Origin of the sequence: Streptomyces flavofungini, from assembly GCF_041028215.1 — a bacterium.
GTDB classification, from domain to species: Bacteria; Actinomycetota; Actinomycetes; order Streptomycetales; family Streptomycetaceae; genus Streptomyces; species Streptomyces flavofungini_B.
Genome location: NZ_JASKYR010000009.1, coordinates 1 through 25,104, shown reverse-complemented (window position 1 = coordinate 25,104; position 25,104 = coordinate 1). Strand labels below are relative to the sequence as shown.

Sequence of the window (25,104 nt, the reverse complement as noted above, 5' to 3'; positions counted from 1 at the left end):
GCCGCCGTGGACCAGTACCTCGTCTTCGCGGTCCTCGGTCTCGGTGCGGGCGCCGTGGCGGCCGCCCTGGGCATGGGCCTGGTGATGACCTACAAAGGCACCGGCGTCATCAACTTCGCCCATGCGCCGGTGGCCTTGTGGGGCGCGTTCGCGTGCGATGAACTGCGCAGGTCCGGCGACCTGGTCGTGCCTCTCGTACTGATTCCGGACCGCATCCCGCTGGGTGGCCCGCTGCCGCTGTGGGCGGCCTTCGTCACCGCCCTCGTCCTGGCCGCCGCGCTGGGCGCGGCCATGCATCTGCTGGTCTTCCGGCCGCTGCGCAAGGCCCCCCTGGTAGCGAAGATCATGGCCTCGCTTGGGCTGCTGACGCTCTTTCAGACGCTGTTGATCCGGAGCTTCGGCAGCGGCTCGCGCACCGCGCCGCCGCTGTTCACCACGCGGCAGATCCAGCTCGGCGGCCTCAGCGTGCCCGAGGACCGGCTCTGGACCGCCGGCCTGGTGCTGGCGCTCGCGGCGTGCGTGGCCCTGGTCTATCGCCGTACGGCGTTCGGTCTGGCCACCCGGGCGCTGCGTGAGGACGAGGTGTCGCTCACCCTCAGCCGCTGGTCGCCGACGTGGCTGGCCGCCGCCAACGTCATGGCGGCGGTGACGCTGACGACCGCGGTGATGATCGCCTCCGCCTCCGTCAGCCCCCTGAACCCGCTGTCGGTGAACCTCCTGATCGCACCGGGGCTCACGGTGATGCTCTGCGGGCGTCTGGTCCATGTCGTCCCGGCCGCCCTGACCGGCCTGGCGCTGGGCATGGTGCAGGGGCTGCTGTCGTTCGTCACGACCAAGACGTGGTGGCCGACATGGCTCTCCACCGGAGGCGCCACCGACGCCGTGCCGCTCATCGTCATCATCTGCGTCCTGGTGATGCGCGGCCGCACCCTTCCGACGCGCGCGGGCGTCGTGCTGGACGCCCTGCCCCGAGTGCCTCCGCCGATGCGGCTGCGCACCCTGGCCGTCGTGGGCGCCGCTGTCGCGGTGATCTCCGTCTTCCTCGGCCCCACGCTGCGCCTGGGGGTCACCACGAGCCTGGTGTTCACCGTGCTGTGCTGCTCCCTGGTGGTGCTCGTCGGACTGATCGGGCAGATCTCGCTCGGCCAGCTCGCCGTCGCGGCGATCGCCGCGTTCGCGCTGGCCAAGTACCTGGACTCCTGGCCCTTCCCCACCGGTCTGGTGCTCGCCGGTCTGGTGGCGGCCGCGGTCGCGGTGGTCGTCACCCTGCCGGCCCTGCGCGTGCGCGGCGCGCAGCTGGCGGTCATCACCTTCACGGGCGCCGTCGCGGTGCAGTCCCTCGTACTGGACGGCGCGCGGTCCAGCACGATCGAACCGCCGCGGATCGGGCCGCTCGACCTGGGCCCGCAGGCGGGCAGCCACGTCGGCCGACTGCCGTTCGTCCTCGCCGTCCTCGCCGTGGTGCTGCTGGTCTGCGCCGCGGTGTCCCGGATCATCGGCGGCAGGATGGGGCGCACGTTCCTGGCGGTCCGCAGCAACGAGCGCGCCGCCGCCAGTGTCGGCATCGACATCGTGCGCACCAAGACGCTGGCGCTCGCCGTCTCCGGGTTCATCGCGGGAATCGGCGGCGGGCTGCTCGCCTACAACAGCCGGGGCGTCGCGGCCAGCACCTTCGACGTGTTCCTCGGCGTCACCCTCCTGGTGTATGCCTACATCGGCGGCATCACGGGGGTCGGCGGCGCCCTGTACGCGGGTGCCATCGCGCCCGGCGGCGTGCTCTACATCTGGGGCAACTCCTTGTGGAACGTCGAGGCGGACAACGACTTCGCCTCGGTGTACACCACCGTCGCGGCCATCGGGCTCGTCACCATGGCCATCCAGTACCCGCACGGTGCCGGTGACGGCACGCGCCGGTCCCTCGCGGCGCTGCGGCGCAGGTTCCACCCGGCCGCCGGGGACGCCGAGGACGCCGGGCTCTCGGTGACCCTGCCGACGGGCCCCGTCGAACCGCCCGTGCAGGCTCACCTGACGGCGCGGGACATCACGGTCCGCTACGGCGGTGTCGTCGCCGTCGACCATGTCTCGCTCGACGTGGCACCGGGTGAGATCGTCGCGGTGATCGGTCCCAACGGTGCGGGGAAGACCTCCCTGCTCGACGCGCTGACCGGCTTCGCCCGCTGCGAGGGATCGGTCGAGCTGGGTGACCGGCCGTTGACCGGTCTGGCCCCGCACCGCCGCTACCGTGCCGGACTGAGCAGGACCTGGCAGGCCGGGGAACTCTTCGACGACTTGAACGTCTTCGACAACGTCCGCCTCGCGGAACGCCGTGCGGAACACCGTGCGAAACGCCGCTTTGGCACCCGCGCCGAAGGCGCCGCGGCGGACACCGACGCCGCCTGGGCCATGCGGTTGCTCGGCATCGAGAGCCTCGCCGCCCGGCGCCCGTCCCAGATCAGCGTCGGCCAGCGCAAAGTGGTGGCCCTCGCCAGGGCCCTGGCCGGGCGCCCCGGCGTGCTGCTCAGCGATGAACCGGCGGCCGGCCTGGACAGCTGGGAGAGCCAGAAGCTGGGCGAGCGCCTGCGGACGGTGGCGGCGCAGGGCATCGGCGTCGTCCTGATCGATCACGACCTGGCCCTGGTCCTGAGCATCTGCGACCGCGTGTACGTGCTGCACGAGGGGGCCGTGCTCGCGGCCGGGGCCCCGGAGGACATCCGGCGGCACGAGGCCGTCGTCCGCGCGTACATCGGCGCCGAGGCGCCCGCAACGGAGGCGAGTGTGTGATGGCGACGACCCTGGCCCTGGAACTCGACGGGCTGAGCGCGGGACACGGCCGCACCGCCGCCGTGCGGGAGCTCGACCTGCGGATCGCCGAGGGCCAGGTCGTGGCCCTGCTCGGCCCCAACGGAGCGGGCAAGACAACCACCCTGGACACCGTCTGCGGGCTGCTGACGCCGCTCGCGGGCCAGGTGAGGGTCTTCGGCCGCCCGGTGCGCGACCTGAGGGGAGCCGCACGCCGGGGCATGGCCTACGTCCCCGAACACCGCGGCCTCTTCCGAGAGCTCACCGTCGACGAGAACCTGCGCCTGCGTGCCCGCTCCCGCCAGGCGATCAACGCCGTGTACGAGCGTTTCGACGTGCTCGGCGCCTTGCGTGACCGGCGGGCCGGGCTGCTGTCGGGCGGTGAGCAGCAGCTTCTCGCGCTGGTCTGCGCGCTCAGCCTCAAGCCGAGGCTGCTGCTCATCGACGAGATGACGATGGGGCTCGCGCCGCTGGTGGTGCGCAGCCTCGTCGAGGTGGTCGCGTCGGTCGCCGCCGAGGGCGTCGCCGTGCTGTTCGTCGAACAGCATCTGCACATCGCGCTGGAACTGTGCGACCGGGCCTATGTGCTCAACCACGGGAAGTGCGTGCGCGAAGGGACCGGTCAGGAGCTGCGGCGCCGCGTCGGCGAACTCGCCTCACTCTACTTCGCCGAGGGCCCCTCCCTCGGCGGGCAGGGGTGAGGCGAGCTGCGTCATCTTCAGGCCGAGATGCGCGGCCAGCCGGTCGTCGCCGCTGGTCAGGTCGAGGCCCGTCAGCTCCTCGACCCGGCGCAGGCGCTGGTACAGCGTGGAGCGGTGGATGTGCAGCGCGGCGGCGGCCCGCTGCGCGTCTCCGGCGTGGTCGAGGTAGACCCGCAGCGTCTGGACCAGGACCTCGTTGCCGGGGCACGAGATGAGCAGGCGGCGCAGACCGGGGTGGATGCCCGCGGCCAGCTCCTCCGGCGTCATCTGCGCGAGCAGCGCGTAGACACCCAACTGCGGGTAGGCGGCCACCTGGCCGAGGGCTCCGGTGACGCGGGCGACGTCGGCCGCGGACATGGCCTCGCGGTAGGAGTCGCGGGCCTCCGACAGACGTGGACGCGAGCCGCCCACCCCCACCCAGGTCTGCGCCTCCTGGTCCGGGCCGAGTTCCGCCGCCAGCTTCGTGCGCAGGACGTCGGCCAGCTCGGCGACATGGGCGGCGATGCTCTCGGCGCGGGTCCTTGGCCAGGAGGTCAACAGCAGGGCGTGGTCCGGCCGGGTCAGTGTCAGGGCACGGGAGGGCGGCAGCCGCCGCCGGGTGTGGTCGACCGCCAGGTCCATGGCCAGCCGATACCGTTCGGACAGAGGCTCGGGATGCGCGTCGCCCACCACCGCCACCAGGGCCACCACGGGTCCGGCCACGGCGTGCCCCTCTTCGATGAGCGCGTCGATGGCCTGGGTCCGCAGGCGCTCGCCGTCGGACATCAGGTCGCGGATCAGTTCCCGCGCGTGGCTCATCGACACCTCGGCGGCCAGGCTGTCGCGGTGCAGGATGAGCGCGGCCTGCTGGGCGGTCTCCCCGAGCGCCTCGGCGGTGCGTGCCGGTACTGGTCCGTCGGAGGCCACCAGCCAGACGTAGCCCAGCAGCGCTCCGTTGTAGCGGATGGGCATGCCGATGCGTTCCACCGTCAGGCCGATCCCGGGGTTCGGTGTCACGGTGAAGAGGCCGGTGGCCCGTGCCGTCTCGCGTGTGGCGAGGTAGTGGGCGAGGGCGGGGGGCACCTCACGGTGCATGATCGAGTGGACGCGCATGTCGTCGACCTCCCCGGTGTGCCCGTTGTAGGCGAGCAAGCGCAGATGGGCATCGTCGATGGCCACCGACCGCTCGAAGCGGGAACCGAACGCGTCGACCAGCTGCTGCAGATCAGAGATCACTTTCGCACGTTAAGTCAGGTTCGGGTGCCGGAGCAACGCAAGCGGCATCCGTCGTGCCGCGCGTGGCTGACACGCGACACCGGTCGTCCGTGACACACCCGATGCCGAGCAGCGGGCCCTCCTCGACACCGACGACCTGTACGAGGCCGCTCGGCTGCGGGCACACCGGCACGGGGGTGCGTCGCCCGTGGCCCGCGGACACCGTCCGGTGCTCAGCCGACCCGCGGGATGCGTTTCCTGCACGCAAGGAGAACGACCCCCACGACGGCGCCGATCAGCATCATCGCTACCGCCAGCATCCGCGTACTGGCATCGATCCCGGACCGGTCGCTGAGCCGGCCGGTGGCGAGGGTGAAGGCGGCTGCGGGAAGGTAGACGCTCATGCTCAGACAGGCGTTGGCCGCGGCACGGCGCTCGGGTGCTACCGAGGCGTTGAGCAGGGTGAAGGCCGAAAGCTGTCCCGCTCCCTGCCCCGCGCAGACGCAGACGCAGACGCAGACGCAGACGCAGACGGCGGCAGCGTAGAGGGCCACCGTGTCGTGAGTGGTGGCGGCGGTGAAGAGACTTGCCATGCCGACGAGTGTCCCGGCGACACTCGCGGACAGCGCGATCCGCACGGGCAGGAGGCGGGCCCCCCACTGCACCGCGGTGGCCGCTGCGAAAGCGACGAAGACGAGAGCACCTGTGGCCGAAGCTCCGGCGTCCGGGCGGAGGCTGTACAGCAGGGAGGGACTCAGAGCGAGGAAGAAGGAGCCGCCGACGAGCCCCGGCCCGTACACGGCGGCGCCCAGAGCGAGCTGTGCCACGTGCGGCCGCGGTACGCGCGGCAGCTGACGGAAACGCCCCTCGCCACGGGGGCGAACGGGCAGGGGCATTCTCACCGCGGCCACGAGTGAGGCGGCCAGCAGGACGAACGCCACGAGGAAGACGGCGATGACGGGATCACCGCTGAGGTCGGTGACCACTTCGGCCAGCAAGGGGCCGAGGCCAGAACCCAGCACGATGGCGCTGGAGGCGAGGAGGGCCGCGTCGGCTCGCCTGGTTCCGGAGAGATCGATGACAGCGGCGATGCCGCAGGAGACGATGGCTCCGACGCTGAGTCCGGTCAGCAGACGCGCGACGAGCAGCGTGACGATGTCGCCTGCCGTCATGAAGAGGACGCAACTGGCGAGGGGCGAGCACGAGGGCGGGCAGGAGCACGGGTTTGCGGCCGAGCCGGTCCGAAGCCGGGCCGCTGAAGAGCAGCGAGGTGAGCAGCCCGACGATGTAGACGACGAAGATCCAGGTGAGGGCGGTGTCGGAGAAGCCCATCCGCTGCTGCCAGACCGTGTACAGGGGGGTCGCTACGTTGGACAGGACGAAGAGCGACACGATCGGCAGGACCGACAGCCACATACAATAGGGCGGGACAGCGGTGACGTCTGGTGCGGCCTCGGGCGGGGTCCGCCGGGGCGCTCGGCCGCGGGCGGTGGAAAACATGGTGTCTCCGGGAGTCTGGAGGGCACTCGGCTGGGTCCTCGCATGGGTGCGGCTTCGTTCTCGCGTGTGTCCGGGCCGGTTCCCGCCGGGCGTGAGTTGAGGAACTGGCAGAGCCGTCGGGCGAAGGCCGCGGAGGCGGTTTCCGCGGGTGGGCGGCGGACGGAACGTTCGACCGGATGATGCGGGCCGCGCAGGCTCAGGCGGACGCGGCGGGCGCCGTCGCCTGGCTGGTGTCCGTCGACTCCACGATCCTCCGCACCCATCAGCACGCGGCGGGGGCTCGAGAAGGGGGCTCCGTGACCCAGCCCTCGGCCGGTCCGAGGCGGCCTGACTAGCAAGTTTCACGTGATCCGGGCCTTGAGCTGCTCGGAATCGTCAGGCCCTCCGATGCCGGACTCGCGCCAGACCTGGTCGCCCAGCACTTCGCTGAGGCACTGCTCAAGACGGCGGACCTGGGCGGCGAGACGGGCCGTGCGGGCGTTTGTGGCCGCGAGGTCGGGTCGGCGCAGGCCATCGGGACTTGGGCGCAGATGTTTCCTTCAGTGCTTTTCGTCAGAAAGCGTGGTTTACCTGCTGATGGCGCTCATGCGGCTGGTGGCGTGGGCAGGCTGGCGGAGAGGCCGGTAACGGCAACGGGCTGACACGAGCACGGCCCCATTCGCACACCGTGGCGGCCCGGGAAGGAGCGTCGCCATGAAGAGGCCTCCAGAGGACGAACCCAACCGTCAGCCTCAGATCGGCACTGCGAGCAGGGTTGGGACCGGCCCAGTCGGCGCGCGGATGGCCGCAGTCCCCTACGACGAAACCACCATGTGCGCCACGGCCGAAGGAACTTTCGCGCTCATGGGAATGACCTGGGACATTCTCCCGGGGGTATTCTTGCCCGCTCTGACCTATGGCACTGCCTTCTTCTCCCAGAACCTGCCGTATCCGCGCGGAGGGAGGTTCTTGGAGATGGGCTGCGGCGCGGGCGTCACGGCCGTGTGCGCGGGCCAGGCCGGCTGCGAGGACGTGCTTGCGGTGGACGTGGACCCGCAGGCTGTCGCCACCACCATGCGCAACGCGGCACGGCACGACGTCTTTCGGGTCAGGGGCAAGGCAGGCGATGTCTTCGCCGCGCTCGACGCGCAGGACGGCCCGTTCGACCTCATCTTCTGGGCCCTGCCCTACGAGAACGTACCAGCGGGGTCACCTGCCGCTTCCGCCGAAACTCGGTGTGTGCTCGATGTGGGCCACTACTGCTGCCTGACCTACCTCGCCGGCGCCCGCTGCCACCTGGCTCCCGGCGGCCGCCTGTTCCTCGGGCTCGGTGACATCTCCGATGAGAACGCTCTGCAGGCCCTCGCCGCCGAGCATGGCTACCACGCACGCCTGGCCGCCGCCGACCGGGGAGCTCCGGGTCAGGACATCGACGACGAGGTCGAACACCGGCTGTATGAGCTGTTGGCCCTCATCCCCCCGACCCGCTGACGAACGATACGTCCCCGCCATAGGCAGTCATTGCCCAGCACCTTCCGCATAGCGCCCGCCGACCGGGCGCACTCTTCCCGCCAGATTCGCTCCTGCCTGCGAAGACGCGGGATCACGCACACCATCCCGGAGAAGCGGGAGCAGGCCGGACACCAAGTCCGGCGTGGTTTGCTCGGCGGTCGCCCAACCGCGAGATGTATAAGCGCAGGCACGAAGTCGAGTGCCCGATCGGCCTTCTGAAACAGTCCACCATGTCCCTGACGGGACGCCTCGCCGGCGTGATAATCGGTAGTGCGGCTGACCGCCGACGCCGGTAGTGCCTTGCGAGATCGATCCCGCGAAACTGTCTGGTGACGGAGCTGGCCTGAGGGACCACGCGCTGTTGCCACGAGCACGCCGTTCAGAATTCCGACCGTCCCTTCCGCTCCCGGTCAGCCGCACCCGTGGCCGTCCGAGCGAGGGAGGAACGAGGTAGGAAACACATGGCGGATGCGGGGGTGATGTCACTCGCAGGGCGCGTCCAACGCTCGGGGATGTCCGAGACGCTCTGCGGCCCGGGGATGTGTTGCCGAGTGGTTAACGACACCATGTCGCGAGCAGCAAGGCCCTCGAACCGAGAAGATCCCACTCGGAAAAGAGTCCACGTAAATCTGCATTTCAAAGCCGCGTCTTGGCCGCCGACGGCACTCAGTAAGGCCGTGGACATCATCGTAAGCGTCTTGTTATCGTTAACTCGACCGTGGAGCCGAGCAAGGAGCAGATGTGTCCGCGTCCCGTTCGTACGACCCCTCCCCCTGTTACCGGCCGGTCGCCGGAGAGGTGGTGGTCGGCTGGCCGGCTGCGGTCGCAGACCTGCCTCCGAGTCCGCTGGTGCTGGCGGTGGACGGCCCCTCGGCCCTCGACTGGAACGCACTCGCGCATGGGCTCGCGGAGGCCGTGCGCTCAGTGGGTCGTCCCGTGGACCTGGTCGACGTCCGCGACCACTATGCGGAATCCGCCGGAGACCGGATGGCCGCCGCTCCCGTCCCCGCCGACGACCCGTTCTTCACCCCGCTGTCCACGGCGGAGGTCGCGGACCTGTTTGACACCCCTCCCCTGCTCGAACGTCCGGTGCGGGACGGCGTGGTGGTGGTGTTCGGTCCGGGCGCCTCGCTCAGCGGCCCCGACCTGCTGTGGTATGCGGACCTGCCGAAGCGGTACGCCGAGGCGGCCGTGTCGAAGGGCGAGCTGCCCGTCGGCGTCAATCTGGGGCGCCCCACCGAACCTGGTGACCTGGTGGGTCTCTTCTACACCGACTGGCCCGTGCTGGACCGGCATCGCGACGCGATCGCGGGACGCGTCGACCGGTGGATAGACGTGCAGGACCCGGCCGGCCCGGCCTCCCTGGGCGGTGCCGCGCTGCGCGGCACCCTCGCACACCTGGCCCGGCACCCCGTGCGTACCCGGCCCTACTTCAACTCCACCCCCTGGGGCGGCCAGTGGGCGGCGAGCGAGTTGGGCTTCACCCCGCAGGCCGGCAACACGGCCCTCGGCTATGAACTGATCGCGCCCGAGGCCGGAATCCTCGTCGGCGAGAAGGGCGGGGCCCAGGTCGAGGTGCCCTTCCAACTGCTCTGCGTCGAACACCCCGTGGACATGCTCGGTGAGGAGGTGCACCGCCGCTTCGGTACGTCCTTCCCGATCCGGTTCGACTATCTGGACACCATGGGCGGCGGCAACCTGTCGCTGCACCTGCACCCGCGCGAGCAGTACATGAGGGACGTCTTCGGCTGGCCGTACACTCAGCACGAGACGTACTACGTCACCGCGAGCCAGGACGGCGCCCGGGTGCTGCTCGGTCTCACCGAGGACGCGGACCTCGGCGCGATGCGGCGCCAGGTGGAGGACTCCGTCGAGAACGGCGACCCGATGCCCGTTGAGGACCACATCCAGTCGCACCCGGCGACGGTGGGCCAGCTGTTCATGATCCCGGCGGGCACACCGCACGCGTCCGGCGCGGGCAACCTCGTGCTCGAAGTGAGCGCGACCCCCTACCTGTATTCCCTGCGGTTGTACGACTGGTTGCGCAAGGACACGGCGGGCATGTCCCGGCCGCTGCCCTACGAGCACGGGTTCGCCAATCTGGACGGCGCGCGGCGCGGGGGCGACGTCACCAAGGAGCTCATCCAGCAGCCGCGTACGCTGCGCGCCGGGGAGGACTGGCGCGAGGAAGTCGTCGGTGCGCTGCCCGAGATGTTCTACGCGGTGCACCGCCTCGTCGTGGCGGAGGGCCGCCACATGCCCGATGACACCGCGGGCCGCTTCCACATCCTCAATGTCGTGGCGGGCGAGGGCATCGTCATCGAGACCCGCGACGGCCACGCGCACACCCTGGCCTTCGCAGAGACGATCACGGTCCCCGCCTCCGTCGGCGCGTACCGCGTCCGGGCTCTCGGCTCCCGTGAGGTGCGGGTCGTCAAGGCGCTGGTGGTCGAGCCATGACCGGGACGGCCGCCGGACCGGTGCCGGTGCCGGTGCTCGACATCGGGGGTACCCATGTCACCGCCGCGCTCGTAAACCTCGCCGAGGGCCGCGCGCTGCCCCGCACCGTGGTCCGCAGGCCGTTGAGCGCGGGAGCGGGAGCCGACGACATCCTCGACGCGATCGCCGTGGCGGCCCTGGCGCTGCCGGACGGGCATGGCCCGCACTGGGGCGTGGCGATGCCCGGCCCCTTCGACTACGTGAACGGCATCGGCCGCTTCACCGGGGTGGGGAAGTTCGAATCGCTGGACGGCGTCGATGTCCGGGCGGGCCTGTGCCGACGGCTGGCCGGCCGGTCCGCGCGGCTCCGCTTCCTCAACGACGCCGACGCGTTCGCCGTCGGGGAACACGGTGCGGGCGCCGCCGCGGGCCACGACCGCGCCCTCTGCCTGACCCTGGGCACGGGCGTGGGTTCCTCGTTCCTGGCCTCCGGCCGCCCCGTGCACACGGGCCCCCTCGTGCCGCCCGGTGGGCGCGTCCACCACCTGACGGTGCACGGCCGCCCGCTGGAGGACATCGTTTCGCGCCGTGGCATCCGCTCCCGCTACGCCGCCCTCGGCGCCGCGGGGAGCGACGAAGGCGTCCCCGACGTCCGTGAGATCGCGGCACGAGCCAGGATGGGCGACTCCGCCGCGGCACAGGCCATTCACTACGCTTTCGACGCGCTCGGCCGGGCCCTGGCTCCGTGGATCACCCGCTTCGAGGCCACCGCGGTGGTCCTCGGTGGCTCCATGGCCCGGTCGTGGGACCTGGTCCACCCCGCGCTCGGCACGGGGCTGACCTCGGTCGGCGGGCTGGACGTGCCCGTCGTACCGGCGCGGTGGCCCGAGGAGGCGCCCCTGCTCGGGGCCGCCCGCTGGGCGCGGGGTTCGCCGGACGCGCCATGGGGGCCGATGCACGGACGCGGCAAGACGGAGGAAGGGGCGGGGGAATGACCGCTCGCCCGGGCAGCGTGACGTCGTGGCGATGATGCACGCTGTCGGCAAGCTCGCGGACTTGGCCGCCGCCACGCCCGGACCGCGCGCAGTATCCGCCTCGCGGCGAGCGGCATGATCGGCGTCTTCGTCACCGGTCTCGTCCGAAGTGGAGGCGGCCCGTACCCGCCTTGGCAGGCTGCCGTTCGCCGCGTTGTTCCAGTCCGCCATCGAGCTGGCGGGCGGCGGGGTGCTCATCACCTCGGATCTGGCATGGTGCTACCGCCTGCGCAGGGACGACCTCACCCTGCTGCCAGAGACGAGGAAGGCGCCGCTCAAGCCGGACGGCTCCGGTTACGTCGAGGGTGAGACGCTGCGGCAACCCGGACTCGCCGAGCCCTGCGCCGCGTCGCCGACGACGGCGCCGGTCGGAGATGGCTGTGCTTCACCGGCTGGGCCACCTCGATGGCGGTGGGCGGCGACTCCGACGACCGGGCCTTGCCAGCAGGCGCTGCTGAACTTGCACGGCGTTCGGTTTGACGGTGACGTCAAGAGGCTTCGGAAGGCTCAGCCCATACCAGCGCAGCCGCCCGAGATCGAAGGCTTCACGCCACCGGCTGCGAGGTCCGAAACGATCAGTGGGACCTGCGCAGGCGGAGGGTGGCGATCTGGAAAGGGCGCAGCCGCAGACGGACCGCGTCGGCCTTGCGCTCGACCGACGGGCCGTTCGCGATGGGGCGTTCCAGCAGGTCAGTGGTGGTCACCGAGGCGAAGGGGAAGCTCGGGGTCAGGGTAGCGGCCGCCCGTCCGCCGTGGGCTTCATGGACACGCACCACGATGTCGCCGCTCCCGTCGTCGGCGAGCTTCAGCGCGCTGAGCACCACCGCGTCGTTGTCGAGGGTGACCAGCGGTTGCACCGGGCCCGCGCCGGTCACGCGCCGTTCCGGGAGGTTGATGCGGTGCCCCTCGCGTACCGCATCCCCTATGGCGGCTCCCGGCACGAGCGCGTAACCGAAGCGGTGCGACCCCTGGTCGGTCTCCGGGTCGGGGTAGCGGGGGGCGCGCAGCAGCGACAGGCGGACGGTGGTGGTGACGCCCGGGGCGCCGGCCGACTCCGCACCGGCGGGGCGGACGCCGCGGGTCACGTCGTGTCCGTACGTCGAGTCGTTGACGAGGGCGACGCCCCAGCCGGGCTCCTCCAGGTGAACGAAACGGTGGGCACATGCCTCGAACTTGGCGGCCTCCCATGTGGTGTTGGTGTGGGTGGGCCGGTAGAGGTGGCCGAACTGAGTCTCGGCGGCGTAGCGCTCGGCGTGCAGGTCGAGCGGGAAGGCCGCCTTGAGCAGCTTTTCCGTCTCGTGCCAGTCAACCTCGGTCTCGAAGTCCAGACGCCGCTGCGCGCGGGCGAGGGTCACCCGCTGCACCGCACGCGAGGCATTGAAGGTGCGGCTCACACGCACGGTGGCGCTGTTCTCGTCGGCGTCGAGCAGTATGTCCTCAGCACTGTCGAGATCGGTGACGGAGTTGCGGTAGAAGGCGTCCACGTCCCAGGCGTCCCACCGGTTGGGGAAGTCGGGGTGGAGCTGGAGGAGGTTGGCCGCCGTGCCGGGCGCCAGCGTCTCCCGGTCGCTTTCGCGGTCGTGGACCGAGACGACCAGGCCGCGCCCGTCGATCACGACGTGCAGGAGCCCGTTGTCCAGGACGAAGCCGCCGCCCTCGCGTGCGGCAGCCGTCACAGGCGCGCCGTCCACGGCCGCCGGGGCCAGCGCCCCGGCGGCCACGCCGGACCGGGCGTGGGGCGCGGCGTTGGCGGTCAGCACGGAGACGGCCGCGCCGGTGGCCGCTGCGGTCGTGGTTCCGGTCGGGGCTGTCAGTGCCGTCAGAGCCTCGCCGACGATGCCCTCCAGTTCCCGGGCCACGGCCGCGTACGTCTCCTGGGCCTCACGGTGCACCCAGGCGATGGAGGAACCGGGCAGGATGTCGTGGAACTGGTGCAGGAGCACCGTCTTCCAGAGGCGGTCAAGCGCCTCGTACGGGTAGGGGAAGCCCGCGCGTACGGCCGCCGTCGCCGCCCACAGCTCCGCCTCGCGCAGCAGGTGCTCGCTGCGGCGGTTGCCCTGCTTGGTGCCCGCCTGACTGGTGAGGGTGCCCCGGTGCAGCTCCAGGTACAGCTCGCCCACCCACACCGGCGCCTCTGGGTACTCCGCCTCGGCCTGCGCGAAGAAGGCGGCGGGGCTTTCCCAGGTGACGGTTGCCGAGCCTTCCAGGTCGCGCATCCGGGCGGCCCTGGCCACCATCTCGCGTGTCGTGCCGCCCCCGCCATCGCCCCAGCCGGTCGGGGCGAGGGAGCGGGTGGCCGCGCCCTTCTCGCGGAACGTACGGGCGGCATGGGCGATCTCGCTGCCCAGCATGGAGCAGTTGTAGGTATCAACGGGCGGGAAGTGGGTGAAGATCCGCGTGCCGTCGATGCCCTCCCAGTGGAAGGTGTGGTGCGGAAAGGTGTTGGTGCGGCTCCAGGAGATCTTCTGGGTGAGCAGCCACTTCGAGCCTGCCTCCTTGATGATCTGCGGGAGTCCGGCGGCGAAGCCGAAGGTGTCGGGCAGCCACACTTCGTCGTTCTCGATGCCGAATTCCTGCAGGAAGAACCGCTTCCCGTGGACGAACTGCCGTGCCATGGCCTCGGAGCCCGGCATGTTGGTGTCGGACTCCACCCACATGCCGCCGGTGGGGACAAACCGGCCCTCGGTCACCGCCTCCTGGACCTTCGCGTACACCTCGGGGCGGTGCTCCTTGATCCACGCGAACTGCTGCGCCTGGGACATCGCGAAGACGAACTCCGGGCAGTCATGGAGCATTGCGGTCATGTTGGAGGCGGTACGGGCCACCTTGCGCACGGTCTCGCGCAGCGGCCAGAGCCACGCGGAGTCTATGTGCGCGTGGCCGACCGCGCTGATGCGGTGAGCCGACGGTTCGGCGGGCGCGGCCAGTGCCCCGGACAGTTCCGTTCTGGCGGCGGTCGCGGTGCCGCCCACGTCCTGGAGGTCCAGGGCGTCCAGAGCGCGGCCGATGGCGCGCACCAGTGCCTGGCGGCGGGCGCCGTCGGCAGGCAGCTCGTGCATCAGCTCTCCGAGCACGTCCAGATCCTGGATGAGCTCCCACACCTCGGTGTCGAACACGGCGAGGTCCATCCGCCCGAGACGGTACTGCGGGTCGGTGCCGGCGGTCTTCCGGTCGCCCATCGGAGTCGGTCGGAATGCCTTCATGTCCAGCAACTCGGGGTTGGAGGCGGCTTCGAGATGCCATTCCACCCGTTCGCCGCCCCGGACCGGTGCGCCCACGCGTACCCAGGCGTTGCTCGGGTTGAGGCCCTTCACCGGTGTGCCGTCGGGCGTGTAGACGAGAGCCTCGCACTGGAAGCCCGGCCTGTCCACGTCGAAGCCCAGGTCGAGCACCGCCTCCACGGTCAGTCCGGCCCACTCCTGGGGCACTTCGCCGTGGACCTTGAACCATGTGGTGTCCCACGGCGCGCCCCAGAGGTCACCCACGGCAACCGGGGTGTGCACTGCCGCCAGGCCCTCGCCGACCGGCACCGGCTCTCCGGAGACGACCCATGCCTCGACCTCCAGCGGCACCGACGCTGGATAGAGGGCGGGGCGGATGCGCTCATCCAGGACGCGAGCCAGGCGGGCTTCGGTCAGTTCACGGTCGTTATGCATAGATGATGGTTTCCCATACGTGCGAGGGAGCAGGGCAAGGAGCGTGCGCTCAGCGCGTCAGCTTCAGACTGTTGACGAAGAAGCGCTGGGCCGCGAAGAACAGGGCGACGGTGGGCAGCGAGACGAGAAGCGCGCCGCCCAGTACCACGGGCGGACCCACCGAGGTATAAGTGCCCTGGAGTTCTGAGAGGGCTGCCATCACGGGCCGGATGTTGCGGCTGGTGCTGAGCGTGATGCCGAACAGCATGTCGTTCCAGACGGCGACGAACTGGAAGACGAAGGCGGCCACCATCGCGGACTTCGACAGCGGCAGGTGGATCTGCCAGAACAGCCGCCACCAAGAGGCACCGTCCATCCGCGCGGCCTCCACCACCTCACGGGGCAGCGTCATGGAGTAGTTGCGCATGATGAAGAACGCGAAGGGCACGGCGATGGCCGCGTACACGAGGATCAGTCCGAACTGGGTGTCGTACAGGTCGAGGTCCGCGTACCAGAGGAACAGCGGACGCAGGAACACCTGCAGCGGCAGCAGCGCCCCGGAGTAGATCAGCCAGAACCACAGCGTGCGACGGCGTACCGGCATGACGACCGCGGCGAAGGCGGCCAGCACGGCGAGGAAGACAGCGATCAGGGAACTGGTCGCCGAATACAGCAGGCTGTTGCCCATGGCCGGGCCGAGCCGCGCCCGGTCCCATGCCTGTTCCATGTTGTCGAACAGGGCGAATCCCTGCGGCCACCAATGCGGGCTGCCGCTGTACTCGCTCGCCGGCACCATCGCGTTGACCAGCACGAGCCAGGTCGGCACCGCCCACAGCAGGGCCAGGAGGATGAGGACGGTGTTCCGCAGGATGCGCCCGCGTGCCGCCGTCGGCGTCTTCTGCATGGTCAGTCGCCTTTCGCGTCGAGCTGGCGCCGGAGGTAGAGCCAGGAGGCCGCCAGGACGATCAGGGTGAGGGCCACCGCGATGGCGGCGCCCGCTCCGGGGTGCTGAAGCAGGAAGGTCTCCTGGTACATCGAGACGGCCAGGGTCTCCGTCGCCCGCCCAGGCCCGCCCCGGGTGAGCACCCAGATCAGGTCGAATGACTTGAGGCCGTTGGCCAGGCTCATCCCGATCACGATGATGGCCACGGGACGGAGCTGGGGCAGGACGACGTGGCGGAACCGCTGCCAGGGCCCGGCCCCGTCGAGCGAGGCGGCCTCCAGGGTCTCCGGCGGGATGCCCTGGAGGCCGACCAGGAAGAGGATGACCGCGACTCCGGTCGCCTGCCAGGCGTTGGCGAGGATCAGCACCAGCGTGTTGCCCGGCCACTCCAGCAGCCATCCCCGCGAAAGGGAGCCCAGCCCCACGGCGCGGAGCAGTTGGTTGAGCGCGCCGTCGGACGTCAGCATGTAGTTCCACACGACGGCGACGGCGGTACCGGAGAGCGCGTACGGCGCGACCACGCACAGCCGGGCGAAGCGGGACCAGCGGGTGGCGTCCGTCATGCAGGCGATGGCCAGTCCCAGCACGACGGGCAGCAGCACGGTACCCGCCACCCAGATCAGAGTGTTCTCGACCGACCGCACCAGATTCTCGTCGGTGAAGAACTCCGTATAGTTGTCGAGCCCGGCGAAGCCCGGGACCCGGCGGTCGTCGAAGAGGCTGCGCTGGATGGTGACGGCGAAGGGTGCCAGCAGCAGCACCCCGACGAAGAGTACGGCCGGGGCCAGGAACGCGCCGGAGGCCAGGCGTTCGCGCAGCGGGGCTCCCCGGCGGGGGCCGGGACGCCGCAGGGCGCGGAGGCGTTGCGGCGCGGGAGCGCCGGGGGTGGAATTCTCGGGGCCGGAGCCGGGCAGGGGCCGGGTGGTGGATGTGCTCATGCTTCGTCCCGCTTCCAGGCGTCCCACTCGTCCGCGGCCCGCTCGGCCATCCTGCGCAGGGTGTTCTCGGCCGAGGTCTGGCCGGTCATGAAACTCGCCAGGTCCTGGGTGTTGCCCTGGACGAGGTTGGGCGGGCTGGCCTCGCCGTACCGGATCAGACGGGTCATCCGCCCTCTGGTGATGGTCTCCTTGATCTCGGCCACGACCGGGTTGCCGGCCCGGACGACGGGATTGGCGGAGCCGTCGTTCAGGTAGTCGGTCCACACGCGCTGGACGGAGGGGGTGAGCCAGGCGCCCGCGCTGGCCATGGCTGCCTCGTGCCGGGTCGCGCTGCGGGGGACGGCGAGTGCGGCGCTTTCGGTGATCACGGACTTGCGGGTGCCCTTCCTGACGGTCGGGAGGAGGAAAGCGCCGTAGTCCTTGTTCGGACGCATCCCGACCTCCTCGAAGCCGTGCGCCGACCAAGTGCCGTACAAGAACATGCCCAGTCGGCCCGCTTTGAGCCCGGCGGCCCCGTTGCTCTGGTCGAAGTCCGGCGACGTCGTCCAGCCCCTGCGCATGAAGTCCTGCCAGATGCCCATCGCCTGGCGGGGCACGTCGTCGGTGTAGCGGGCCCTGCCCGCCGTGAGCGCGCGGTAGAAGCCAGGGTCGATCTTGCTGATCAGCTCCTGGAACCACTGATAGGCGGGCCAGCCCCCGTACTGGGTGGCGACGAAGGGGGTGACCTTGTTGCGTTTCAGGACCCCGGCGCAGTGCAGCAGCTCGTCCCAGGTGGCGGGCGGGCGCAGTGCGAGACGGGCGAAGACGCGCTTGTTGTAGAACACGACGTAGTGGGACTCATAGAGCGGGATGCCGTAGACCCTGCCGCGGTAGGACATGGAGGCGCGCTGCGTCCCGCGGACCCAGCCCTTGTTCTCGTAGTTCTCCCACAGCCGCGACAGGTCGGAGAGACGGCCGCCGCGCGCCAGCGACTTGAGCTCGTAACCGGCCCCCCACTTGATCAGGTCAAAGGCCCGGGAGGTCTGCAGCGTCATCTGAGTGACCTGCTTGTAGGAAATGGCCTCGGGGTTGGACAGCGGACGAAGCGCAGAGCCGGTCAGGGGTTTCAGCGCCTGGCCCGCCTGGCGGTAGCCATCGTCCCAGCTGCCGTTGTCGGTGCTGATGCTCACCGTCCCGGGCACGGCGGCAGTGCTGTCTCCCCTGGCGCAGCCGGAGATTGCCAGTCCCGCCACTCCCGCGCCGGCAGTCGCGAGGAAGCGGCGACGGCCCAGCGCCGGGGGAGAACCCGTCTGCGTGGTGTCGAACGATCTCATAGCCGCCCTTTCGCCGGGGTGTGTGGCGTATGGAAGTCACGTCCTGCCAGGGCCCCGCGGGCCCCTGTGCCGCCCGGTCGCGGCAGTCAGCGCGCTGGTGTGCGGCTCCGTGCCGGGTGATGGGGGGAGGGCTGGTGCAGTGCGAGGAGGTTAACGAGAACATTGGCGACTCACAAGGGTTTGAGACCAGCACGCTGCGTTAACACCCCTAAGGCGCACTTCAGGCTTATGAAGGGGGTGCAGCGTGCGGGGGTAGCCCAGCGGGCAGCTATTGGTATCGTTAACTCGCCTTGCACTCTTCGCGTGACATTCCTTTGCCAGGAGGAGCCGTGCAGTACCAGCCCCGCCCGTATGAGCGACGCCCCTGCTGTGCGCCGAGCGGCTCCGCCGTCTCCGCCGACCGGAATGCCATGGCGCCGCCGCCGACGCCTGCCGCGTCCCCCTGTCCGGCTGGGCGCCCCCGCGCCTTGTCGAGCTTCTGGGTGACGCAGCCATGACTGGCCTGATGGACCCTCCCCCTGGCAAGGCGGCGGCCGCGGAGGCGCCGTCCGAAGAGGTGCCGTCCACTCCCGTGCTGGAGACCGGCGGCACGGACGTCACGGCCGCACTGGCAGAGGCCGCCTCCGGGATTCCCCTGGCGCTCTCCCTCGTACGGGCGCCCTTGAACGCCGACGGCAGCGCCAGCGACATCCTGGACGTCCTCGCCGCGACGGCTGGCCACCACGCACTCCACCAGCCCTGCACCCCGTACTGGGGCGTCGCCACCCCGGGCCCGTGCGGCTACGCAACAGGAACCGGCCGGTTCCGCGGCATCGGCAAGTTCGAGGCACTGCGTCGCGTGGACGTGGCGGAGGGGCTCCGCACGCGGCTCGGCCACGCCGTCGGCACACTGCGCTTCCTCAACGACGCCGGCGCCTTCGCACTCGGCGAGCACCCCACCGGCACCGCCGCCGGACACGACCGCGTCGTGCACCTCACGCTCGGCACCGGCGTGGGCTCAGCCTTCCTCAACCGCGGGAGCCCGGTCCGTCACTGCCCCCACGTGCCGCGAGCGGTACGCGGTGCTGTCGGCAGAGGGCGGGGCGGGCAGCCTCCGCGTGGTGCGGGAGACAGCCGCTCGCTCCGCAGAGGGTGGTTCGGACGCGCGGTGCGCCATCGGCTACGCTTTCCGGGCGCTGGGGCGGGTGTCGGCCACCTGGTGCCTGGGGTCCGGGCCGACCGCGGTCGTAGTCGGGTGTTCGGGCTCGGCCTCATGGGACCTCGTCGCAAGACAACTGGTCGGCTCCCGGACGGAGGAAGCCTGCACCGACGGAGCCCCGGTGCTGCTACAGGCGCCGTGCGCCGCCGACGCACCGTTGACGGGAGCCGCGCGATGGGCCCTCGACCACCGGCGGCAACGAGCCCGCACACCGAAGACGGAGACGTGACGTGACCAGCAACCGAGCCGGTGGTGCCCCCACCATGCGTGACGTCGCAGCGCTCGCACAGGTGAGCGCCATGACCGTCTCCCGGGTCCTCAAGGACGACCCCGGCGTCAGCGCCGGCACACGGGAGCGCGTCCTGTCCGCCGTCGGGGAACTCGGGTACCGGCGCAACGAGACCGCGCGCAGCCTCCGCCTCGGCGGCAGCAGAATGATCGGGTTGGTAGTCACCAACCTGGCCAACCCCTTTTACTCCCGTCTCGCGCTGGGTGTCCAGGAAGTGGCCGCCGAGGAGGGCATGCGGGTGCTGCTCAGCAACACGGCGGAGCAGCTTGAGCGCGAGCGCGAACTCGTCGAGGACCTGGTCTCCCATCGGGTCGAGGGCATGATCGTGGTACCCGCCGCCAGTCGTCAGGAACACCTCGCCCGGGCCATGGAGGCCCTGCCCATGGTGCTGGCGGCACGGCCGCCGGAGGGCATGGACACCGACTGCGTCCTCGTCGACGACTTCCACGGCGCCCGGGAGGCGACCGCCAGGCTGCTGGACGCCGGCCACCGCGACATCGGCTTCCTCGGCAATCCCCCCACCCTCTACACCGGAGCCGAACGCTTCCGCGGCTTCTGGGCGGCTCACGAGGAGTTCGGCTTGCAGCCCGCCGAGCACCGCGTGCGCCGGGGGCTCACCGACATCGCCACGGCGGAGGCGATGGCCCGTGATGTGCTGAGCGGGGAGCCGGCGCCCACGGCGCTGTTCTGCACCAACAACAGGATCACCCAGGGCGCCGTCCGCGCCGTGCGCCGCCTGGGCCTGCAGACCGCCCTGGCGGGTTTTGACAACTTCGAACTGGCCGACGTCCTTCAACTGCCTCTGACCATCGTCTCCTACGACGCCGACGAGATCGGCCGGCAGGCGGCCCGCCTGCTCATCGACCGCATCAAGCACGGCAGTGACACCACGCGGCCGAGCCGCCGCGCCGTCGTACCGACCACCGTCCTTCAGTACGACGGCATGCCCCGGCCCGAGTAGTACCGCGGGCCGAACCGCACCGGCCCACAAGCACGGCTGTTTCCCACCGTCACTCCGGCATACCCACTTACCCGTCCCACCCGCTGCCGACGACCTTCGTCGCGCACGCGTCGCCCCGGCATGCCCGCATTGCAGGAGGTAACCGCCATGACATCCAACCGCTTTCTGTGGGAGGCGACACCCGTCCACCACACCGGGGCCTGGCCCCTTACGGACGGCCTCCCGACCCTCTTCGTGGACCTCTCACGTCCCGACGCTCCCTGGCCCGCAGTGCACCCTGGCATCCACGACGCCGACGGCGGGCACCGGGCGCACCGAATCGTAACCGCGTTCGACGTCGTGCACTCCGAGGACGCCGTGCTGCACCTGGAGTACGCCGCGGAACGCGGACCCTGCCCCGACCTGGAGGTCACCCTGGACGGCCGGAAGTCCCTCCACCACCTCACCGTGGAACGCGCCCGTCGAACTACCCGCGGCATGGCTCGCTCCCGGGCGTCACGAACTGACCGTCACCACCGCCCTGGACGAGCCGGCCGCCACCGGCACGACCGAGCCATGGCACCTGGACACCGCCCACCGCCCCGGTGAGGAACTCCCCCTCCCGCGAACCCAGTACGGCAAGTGGTTCGGCTCCTACCTGCGCTGGACGGCCGTACGGCTGGAGCGAGCCACCGCGCCACTGCGCCGCGAACCCTCCTACGCGCTGCGCACCACACCGCTGTACCTGCACGGCGAGCCAGACCCCGTTCCGCTGGTCGAACTGACGGTGGACTTGCCCGCGGACACTCCGCACCCCGGCCGCCTCACCCTGGAGCACCCGACCGGCACCCTCACGCTCCCCGGTCCACCGGCCGACCGGGACTTCGGGATGATCCGCCGTCGGTTCCCGGTCCCCGGTTTCACCGACAGCGGCGACTTCACCGTCCGTGCCGACGGTACGGAGGTGCACCGCGCGAGCCTCGTCCCGGCCCGCCGCTGGACCCTGCACCTCATCCCCCACGTCCACCTCGACCTCGGCTTCACCGACACCCAGGCCAAGGCCATCGAGCTGCACTGCCGCAACATCGACAAGGCCCTGGACCGTCTGGACCAGGACGCCGCCTTCCGTTTCAGCGTCGACGGGGCCTTCGTCGTCCGCGAGTACCTGCGGACCCGCTCCCCGCGGCGCCGTGAGCGTCTGCGAGAAGCGATCGCCGCCGGGTCCATCGGCGTCAACACCTTCCACAGCAACCTGCTGACCGGCATCACCCACCTCGAAGAACTGCGCCGCGCCCTGGACTTCGGCCTCACGCTCCCACCCGGCCCGGGCACCGTCCCGCGCTACGCCAACATCACGGACGTGCCAACCTGGACCGGTTGCATGCCCTCCGTTCTGCGCACCGCGGGGATCGACGCGTTCGTGGGGATGTCGAACCACCACCGCGCCGCCACCGAGGACAGCGACGAGGTCCACCTGGCCTCCCCCGTACGGTGGCGGGCGCCCGACGGCAGCGAGGTGCTGGCCCACTTCGCCGACCACTACTCCCAACTCCGCTTCATCGCCGCCGATCCCCAGTCGGTCGCGGGAGCGGTCAACGGCCTGGAGCGCTACCTCGAGCGCTACGAACGCCCCGACTACCTGCCCTCGGACCTGGCTTTGATCGGCACGCACGCGGACAACGAAGACCTCGCCGACGGCGACACCGGCTTCGCTGAACGCTGGAACGCGGCCTTCGCCCACCCCCGCATCCGCATCTCCACCTTCGCCGACTACCTCGGCGCGGTGGCCCCCATCCGGGACCGGCTGCCGGTGCACCGGGCGGAGGGCGGCAGCTTCTGGGAGGACGGCCCCGCCTCCTCCGCCGCGGACGCTGCCGCCTACCGCACGGCCCAGGTGCTGCTGCCCGTCGCCGAGCAACTCGGCGCCGCCGTCCAGCTGCTGGACGAGCGCTACCGTCCGCACCGTGAAGCGCTCGACCGCGCCTGGGACGGGCTGATCATCGGCGGGGAGCACACCTGGACCTGGGCCCGCGCCGCCGCGCACCCGCACGCCCCGCACATCGAGGACCAGCTCCATTGGAAGCGTCGCGCCATCGACGACGCCGCCCGCATCTCGCTCGACGAGAGCCGCCGTGCGCTGAGCCAGCTCGCCGAGGTCCTGGGCGTGGACGGGCCGTGCGTGCTGGTGCACAACCCCCACCCCTGGGCGGCGAGGCTCACTGCGGAACTGGACCTGCCCGAGGCAAGCGTGCCCCTGGACGCGGCGGGCCGGCCCGTCCCCTTCGAGGTGCTGAGCGACTGCGCGGGGATGCTCCGGGTGCGTCTGGTGCTCGATGAGATGCCGGCCTTCGGCTACCGCTGCCTGCCCCTGAGCACCAGCGCCGGAACCGTGCCCGCCGGGGAAGCACCGAAGGCGGAGGCCGCCACCGCGGACTCGGCGGCCGGAGACGAACGCGCCCCCGTCCGGCCCCTCTCCCCCGGCCAGCGGGTGACCAGCCGCGTGTGGGACGTACATCTGCGCGAGCGGGACGGCCTCCCCTTGAGCCTGCGGTACCGGCCGTCGGGGCAAGAACTTCTCGATCCCGAGGCGCCGTTCGCGCTCGGTGAGCTGGTCCGCCTTACGGCCGCCAGGGCGGCGGACAGCGCGCCGCACGACCGTACGCTCATGGCGCAGTTGGACTCTCGCTACCACGAGGGCGCCCCCACGCCCCTGGTGGAGGACCGGCCCGTCATGCGGCTGCTCGGCCTGCGCGACACCCCCGACGGGGTGCGGCTGCGCTGGGAAGGCGCCGGCGCGGGAGTCACCGACGTCACGATGGAGCTGCTGCTCCGCGACACCACCGGAACCTGTGAACTGACCGTCGAGCTGACGAAGCAGGCCGTGCTCGACATGGAGTCGACGTCCGTCGCCTTCCCGTTCCGGGTGCAGGACCCGACCGTGCGCTACGACAGGCAACTGGGCTGGGTGCAGCCGTCCTCGGACCACGGTCCCGGCTCATCCAACGAATGGCTGTCGGCGAGCTCGGCCGTCACCGTCACCGCACCCGACGGCCCGGGCATTGTGTGGTCAGCCCCCGACAGCCCCCTGTTCTCCTCCTCCGACCTGGTCCGCGGCACCTGGCCCTCGCGGTTCACCGAGACGAACGGATACCTGTACGCCTACGTGATGAACAACTTCTGGCCGTGCAACACGCCGCCCGCACAGCCGGGGCGCCTGCGCTTCCGCTACGCCTTCGCTCCTGCGGCACAGCACTCCTCGGAAGCCGCTTCCCGCTTCGGTGCCGAGGCACGCCTCGGCGCGCTGGCCCAGGAGACAAGCCTGCTGGACCGCTTTCCCGAGGGCCGCCCCCCGCACTATGCCGAAGGCACCCTGCTGAACCTGGGTACTGGGCCCGACTGCCGCATGAGCCTGTCCTGTGACGACGAGGACCGCCTCACGCTGCGACTCGCGAACCTCAAGGCCGAGGCGCAGGAGGTCTCCCTGCGCCTCCCGGACGGCCACCGCCCCTCGATTCCGACCGCCGACATGAAAGCCGATCCCGAGGGCAACTTGCACCTGCTGCTTCCCCGCTACGGTGTCGCAGAACTGCTCCTCGTCCCCCGTTCCCGGCTGGGGTGAGTGAGGTTCGGCCGGGGCTTGGCGGGACCGCACGGTGAGTGACAGCTCAAAGGTTCACAACTGAAGCGTGCGGCGCAAGCCTTTTGCGTCAGTGCGCCTTCTCCCGACCTGGCCCGGCCGGCCCGCACGGCCGGGCCAGGTCGGAGAAGCGCCACTGGCCGGATGATGTGCGTCAGCTGCGGCGCACAGGGAAGAGCGGCGAAGCACAGGCCCGTCGATGATGCCGGTCTGACAGCCTTCACACCGAAGGAAGAGACGACGTCGGAGCGGGTCAGGAGCGGTTATCCGCATCGAGAGGGGCCGGTTCCGCTGCTGCTGCCCACCCCGTTACCTTCTTCATGGCTCCGCAATGGGGCCTCCGGCCTTCGGGTCCGGCATGACTTCCCCCTCCTGTTGTTGATGATCCGGGGGGTGGTCCTACCTTGTTGATGGGTCGGATGGTCTGTCGTACGGTCCGGAGGATCCAGTGGCCCCGGGTATGGCTTGGGGGTGGTTGCCTGCAACGGTTCCTGTGACACCTGGCCGCCCGGGGCCGCACGACGACTCGACCACTGATGAGGAGCTGCGAGCCCACGGGTATCGCTGAGTAGGACCATTCTTGAGGGGTCGTCCGGATCGAAGCACGTCGCACGACCGGAGGAACCATGGCCTGGAACTGGGCGGGAACCGATATCGGCAAGGCTCATAGGCACGAGCCCAGTAGGCGCCACGGGATGAACGTGAAAGCTCGACAGCCGCCGCAGATGCCGGATGCACCGCAGCAGCGCCGATACGGCTCCCTCAGCCGCCGTGCCGGCCTCGCCCCGACCACCCGTAGCTCGGACTCCTCGGGCTGCGGCGACAGCACTCCAAAACCGTAGTCGCCGCTCTGTTCGATCCACTTCGCGCACCCGATGACAACAAAATGAGGAGGGCCAGCACTACGCACAGGCCCTTCTCAACCTCGCCCGATGGCGAGCCGGCGTGCTCCCCCGCGTTGCTCCGCGACCGGGCCGCAAACCTTGTTGACCCTTGACAGAAGCCACAGAAGTACCCTTCGTGTATCACCGGTTAAGGTCCATCACGGGTACG

At 70.6% G+C, this 25,104-nt stretch carries 15 protein-coding genes and 1 pseudogene; 9 read left to right on the top strand and 7 right to left on the bottom strand.

The window, feature by feature from the left end:
* Positions 1-6: 6 nt before the first annotated feature.
* Both AB8Z36_RS01230 and AB8Z36_RS01225 read left to right on the top strand, forming a co-directional pair.
* Positions 7-2,781, top strand: coding sequence for an ABC transporter permease subunit (locus tag AB8Z36_RS01230; protein ID WP_369211277.1), 2,775 nt, complete (start codon positions 7-9; stop codon positions 2,779-2,781).
* A complete protein-coding gene (locus AB8Z36_RS01225) occupies positions 2,781-3,500 on the top strand; it encodes an ABC transporter ATP-binding protein (protein WP_369211276.1) in 720 nt (239 codons plus the stop codon). Before AB8Z36_RS01230 ends, AB8Z36_RS01225 begins: the two co-directional genes overlap by 1 nt.
* On the opposite strand, the gene AB8Z36_RS01220 is transcribed toward AB8Z36_RS01225, so the two are convergent.
* Positions 3,456-4,715 carry a PucR family transcriptional regulator gene (locus AB8Z36_RS01220; protein WP_369211275.1) on the bottom strand — a complete coding sequence of 420 codons (1,260 nt, stop codon included), beginning with the start codon at positions 4,713-4,715 and terminating at the stop codon, positions 3,456-3,458. The genes AB8Z36_RS01225 and AB8Z36_RS01220 overlap by 45 nt on opposite strands.
* A gap of 212 nt (positions 4,716-4,927) precedes the next feature.
* A complete protein-coding gene (locus tag AB8Z36_RS01215; RefSeq protein WP_369211274.1) occupies positions 4,928-5,866 on the bottom strand; it encodes an MFS transporter in 939 nt (312 codons plus the stop codon).
* A 1,021-nt stretch (positions 5,867-6,887) separates the two neighbouring features.
* Here AB8Z36_RS01215 and AB8Z36_RS01205 point away from each other — a divergent pair.
* From AB8Z36_RS01205 to AB8Z36_RS01190, 4 genes and pseudogenes are all read left to right on the top strand, one after another.
* Positions 6,888-7,664 (top strand): methyltransferase, encoded by a 777-nt coding sequence (locus tag AB8Z36_RS01205; protein WP_369211273.1) that lies wholly within the window; start codon positions 6,888-6,890, stop codon positions 7,662-7,664.
* A 762-nt stretch (positions 7,665-8,426) separates the two neighbouring features.
* The gene (locus AB8Z36_RS01200) at positions 8,427-10,145 is read left to right on the top strand and encodes a class I mannose-6-phosphate isomerase (RefSeq protein WP_369211272.1); all 1,719 of its coding nucleotides are present in this window, start codon (positions 8,427-8,429) and stop codon (positions 10,143-10,145) included.
* Positions 10,142-11,119, top strand: coding sequence for an ROK family protein (locus tag AB8Z36_RS01195; protein WP_369211271.1), 978 nt, complete (start codon positions 10,142-10,144; stop codon positions 11,117-11,119). The genes AB8Z36_RS01200 and AB8Z36_RS01195 overlap by 4 nt, the downstream gene beginning before the upstream one ends.
* A gap of 148 nt (positions 11,120-11,267) precedes the next feature.
* Positions 11,268-11,483: pseudogene (locus AB8Z36_RS01190) on the top strand (gamma-glutamyltransferase); the annotation flags it as partial.
* A 250-nt stretch (positions 11,484-11,733) separates the two neighbouring features.
* Here AB8Z36_RS01190 and AB8Z36_RS01185 read toward each other — a convergent pair.
* From AB8Z36_RS01185 to AB8Z36_RS01170, 4 genes are read right to left on the bottom strand one after another with little or no spacing between them, the layout of a single operon-like run.
* The gene (locus tag AB8Z36_RS01185) at positions 11,734-14,814 is read right to left on the bottom strand and encodes an alpha-mannosidase (protein ID WP_369211270.1); all 3,081 of its coding nucleotides are present in this window, start codon (positions 14,812-14,814) and stop codon (positions 11,734-11,736) included.
* Between the two features lie 49 nt (positions 14,815-14,863).
* Positions 14,864-15,697, bottom strand: coding sequence for a carbohydrate ABC transporter permease (locus tag AB8Z36_RS01180; protein WP_369211269.1), 834 nt, complete (start codon positions 15,695-15,697; stop codon positions 14,864-14,866).
* A gap of 2 nt (positions 15,698-15,699) precedes the next feature.
* On the bottom strand, positions 15,700-16,674 hold the full coding sequence (locus tag AB8Z36_RS01175; protein WP_369211268.1) for a carbohydrate ABC transporter permease: 975 nt from the start codon (positions 16,672-16,674) through the stop codon (positions 15,700-15,702).
* Positions 16,671-17,843: an ABC transporter substrate-binding protein gene (locus AB8Z36_RS01170; RefSeq protein ID WP_369211267.1), complete on the bottom strand. Its 1,173-nt coding sequence runs from the start codon at positions 17,841-17,843 to the stop codon at positions 16,671-16,673. The genes AB8Z36_RS01175 and AB8Z36_RS01170 overlap by 4 nt, the downstream gene beginning before the upstream one ends.
* A gap of 649 nt (positions 17,844-18,492) precedes the next feature.
* Here AB8Z36_RS01170 and AB8Z36_RS01165 point away from each other — a divergent pair.
* Positions 18,493-19,419, top strand: coding sequence for an ROK family protein (locus AB8Z36_RS01165; RefSeq protein ID WP_369211266.1), 927 nt, complete (start codon positions 18,493-18,495; stop codon positions 19,417-19,419).
* Entirely contained in the window at positions 19,416-20,435 is a 1,020-nt protein-coding gene (locus AB8Z36_RS01160; RefSeq protein ID WP_440581834.1) for a LacI family DNA-binding transcriptional regulator, read from the top strand. Before AB8Z36_RS01165 ends, AB8Z36_RS01160 begins: the two co-directional genes overlap by 4 nt.
* 243 nt (positions 20,436-20,678) lie before the next feature.
* Here AB8Z36_RS01160 and AB8Z36_RS01155 read toward each other — a convergent pair whose 3' ends face one another.
* Entirely contained in the window at positions 20,679-20,873 is a 195-nt protein-coding gene (locus AB8Z36_RS01155) for a hypothetical protein (RefSeq protein WP_369211265.1), read from the bottom strand.
* 334 nt (positions 20,874-21,207) lie between these two features.
* On the opposite strand from AB8Z36_RS01155, the gene AB8Z36_RS01150 reads away from it, so the two are divergent.
* Positions 21,208-24,033: a hypothetical protein gene (locus AB8Z36_RS01150; RefSeq protein WP_369211264.1), complete on the top strand. Its 2,826-nt coding sequence runs from the start codon at positions 21,208-21,210 to the stop codon at positions 24,031-24,033.
* The last annotated feature ends 1,071 nt before the right edge of the window (positions 24,034-25,104 follow it).

Excerpts from the sequence above, each read along its gene's own strand:
- AB8Z36_RS01225 (WP_369211276.1), top strand. The coding sequence starts at position 2,781 with ATGGCGACGACCCTGGCCCTGGAACTCGACGGGCTGAGCGCGGGACAC.
- AB8Z36_RS01165 (WP_369211266.1), top strand. The coding sequence starts at position 18,493 with ATGGACCCTCCCCCTGGCAAGGCGGCGGCCGCGGAGGCGCCGTCCGAA.
- AB8Z36_RS01205 (WP_369211273.1), top strand. The coding sequence starts at position 6,888 with ATGAAGAGGCCTCCAGAGGACGAACCCAACCGTCAGCCTCAGATCGGC.
- AB8Z36_RS01195 (WP_369211271.1), top strand. The coding sequence starts at position 10,142 with ATGACCGGGACGGCCGCCGGACCGGTGCCGGTGCCGGTGCTCGACATC.
- AB8Z36_RS01215 (WP_369211274.1), bottom strand. The coding sequence starts at position 5,866 with ATGACGGCAGGCGACATCGTCACGCTGCTCGTCGCGCGTCTGCTGACC.
- AB8Z36_RS01175 (WP_369211268.1), bottom strand. The coding sequence starts at position 16,674 with ATGAGCACATCCACCACCCGGCCCCTGCCCGGCTCCGGCCCCGAGAAT.
- AB8Z36_RS01185 (WP_369211270.1), bottom strand. The coding sequence starts at position 14,814 with ATGCATAACGACCGTGAACTGACCGAAGCCCGCCTGGCTCGCGTCCTG.
- AB8Z36_RS01180 (WP_369211269.1), bottom strand. The coding sequence starts at position 15,697 with ATGCAGAAGACGCCGACGGCGGCACGCGGGCGCATCCTGCGGAACACC.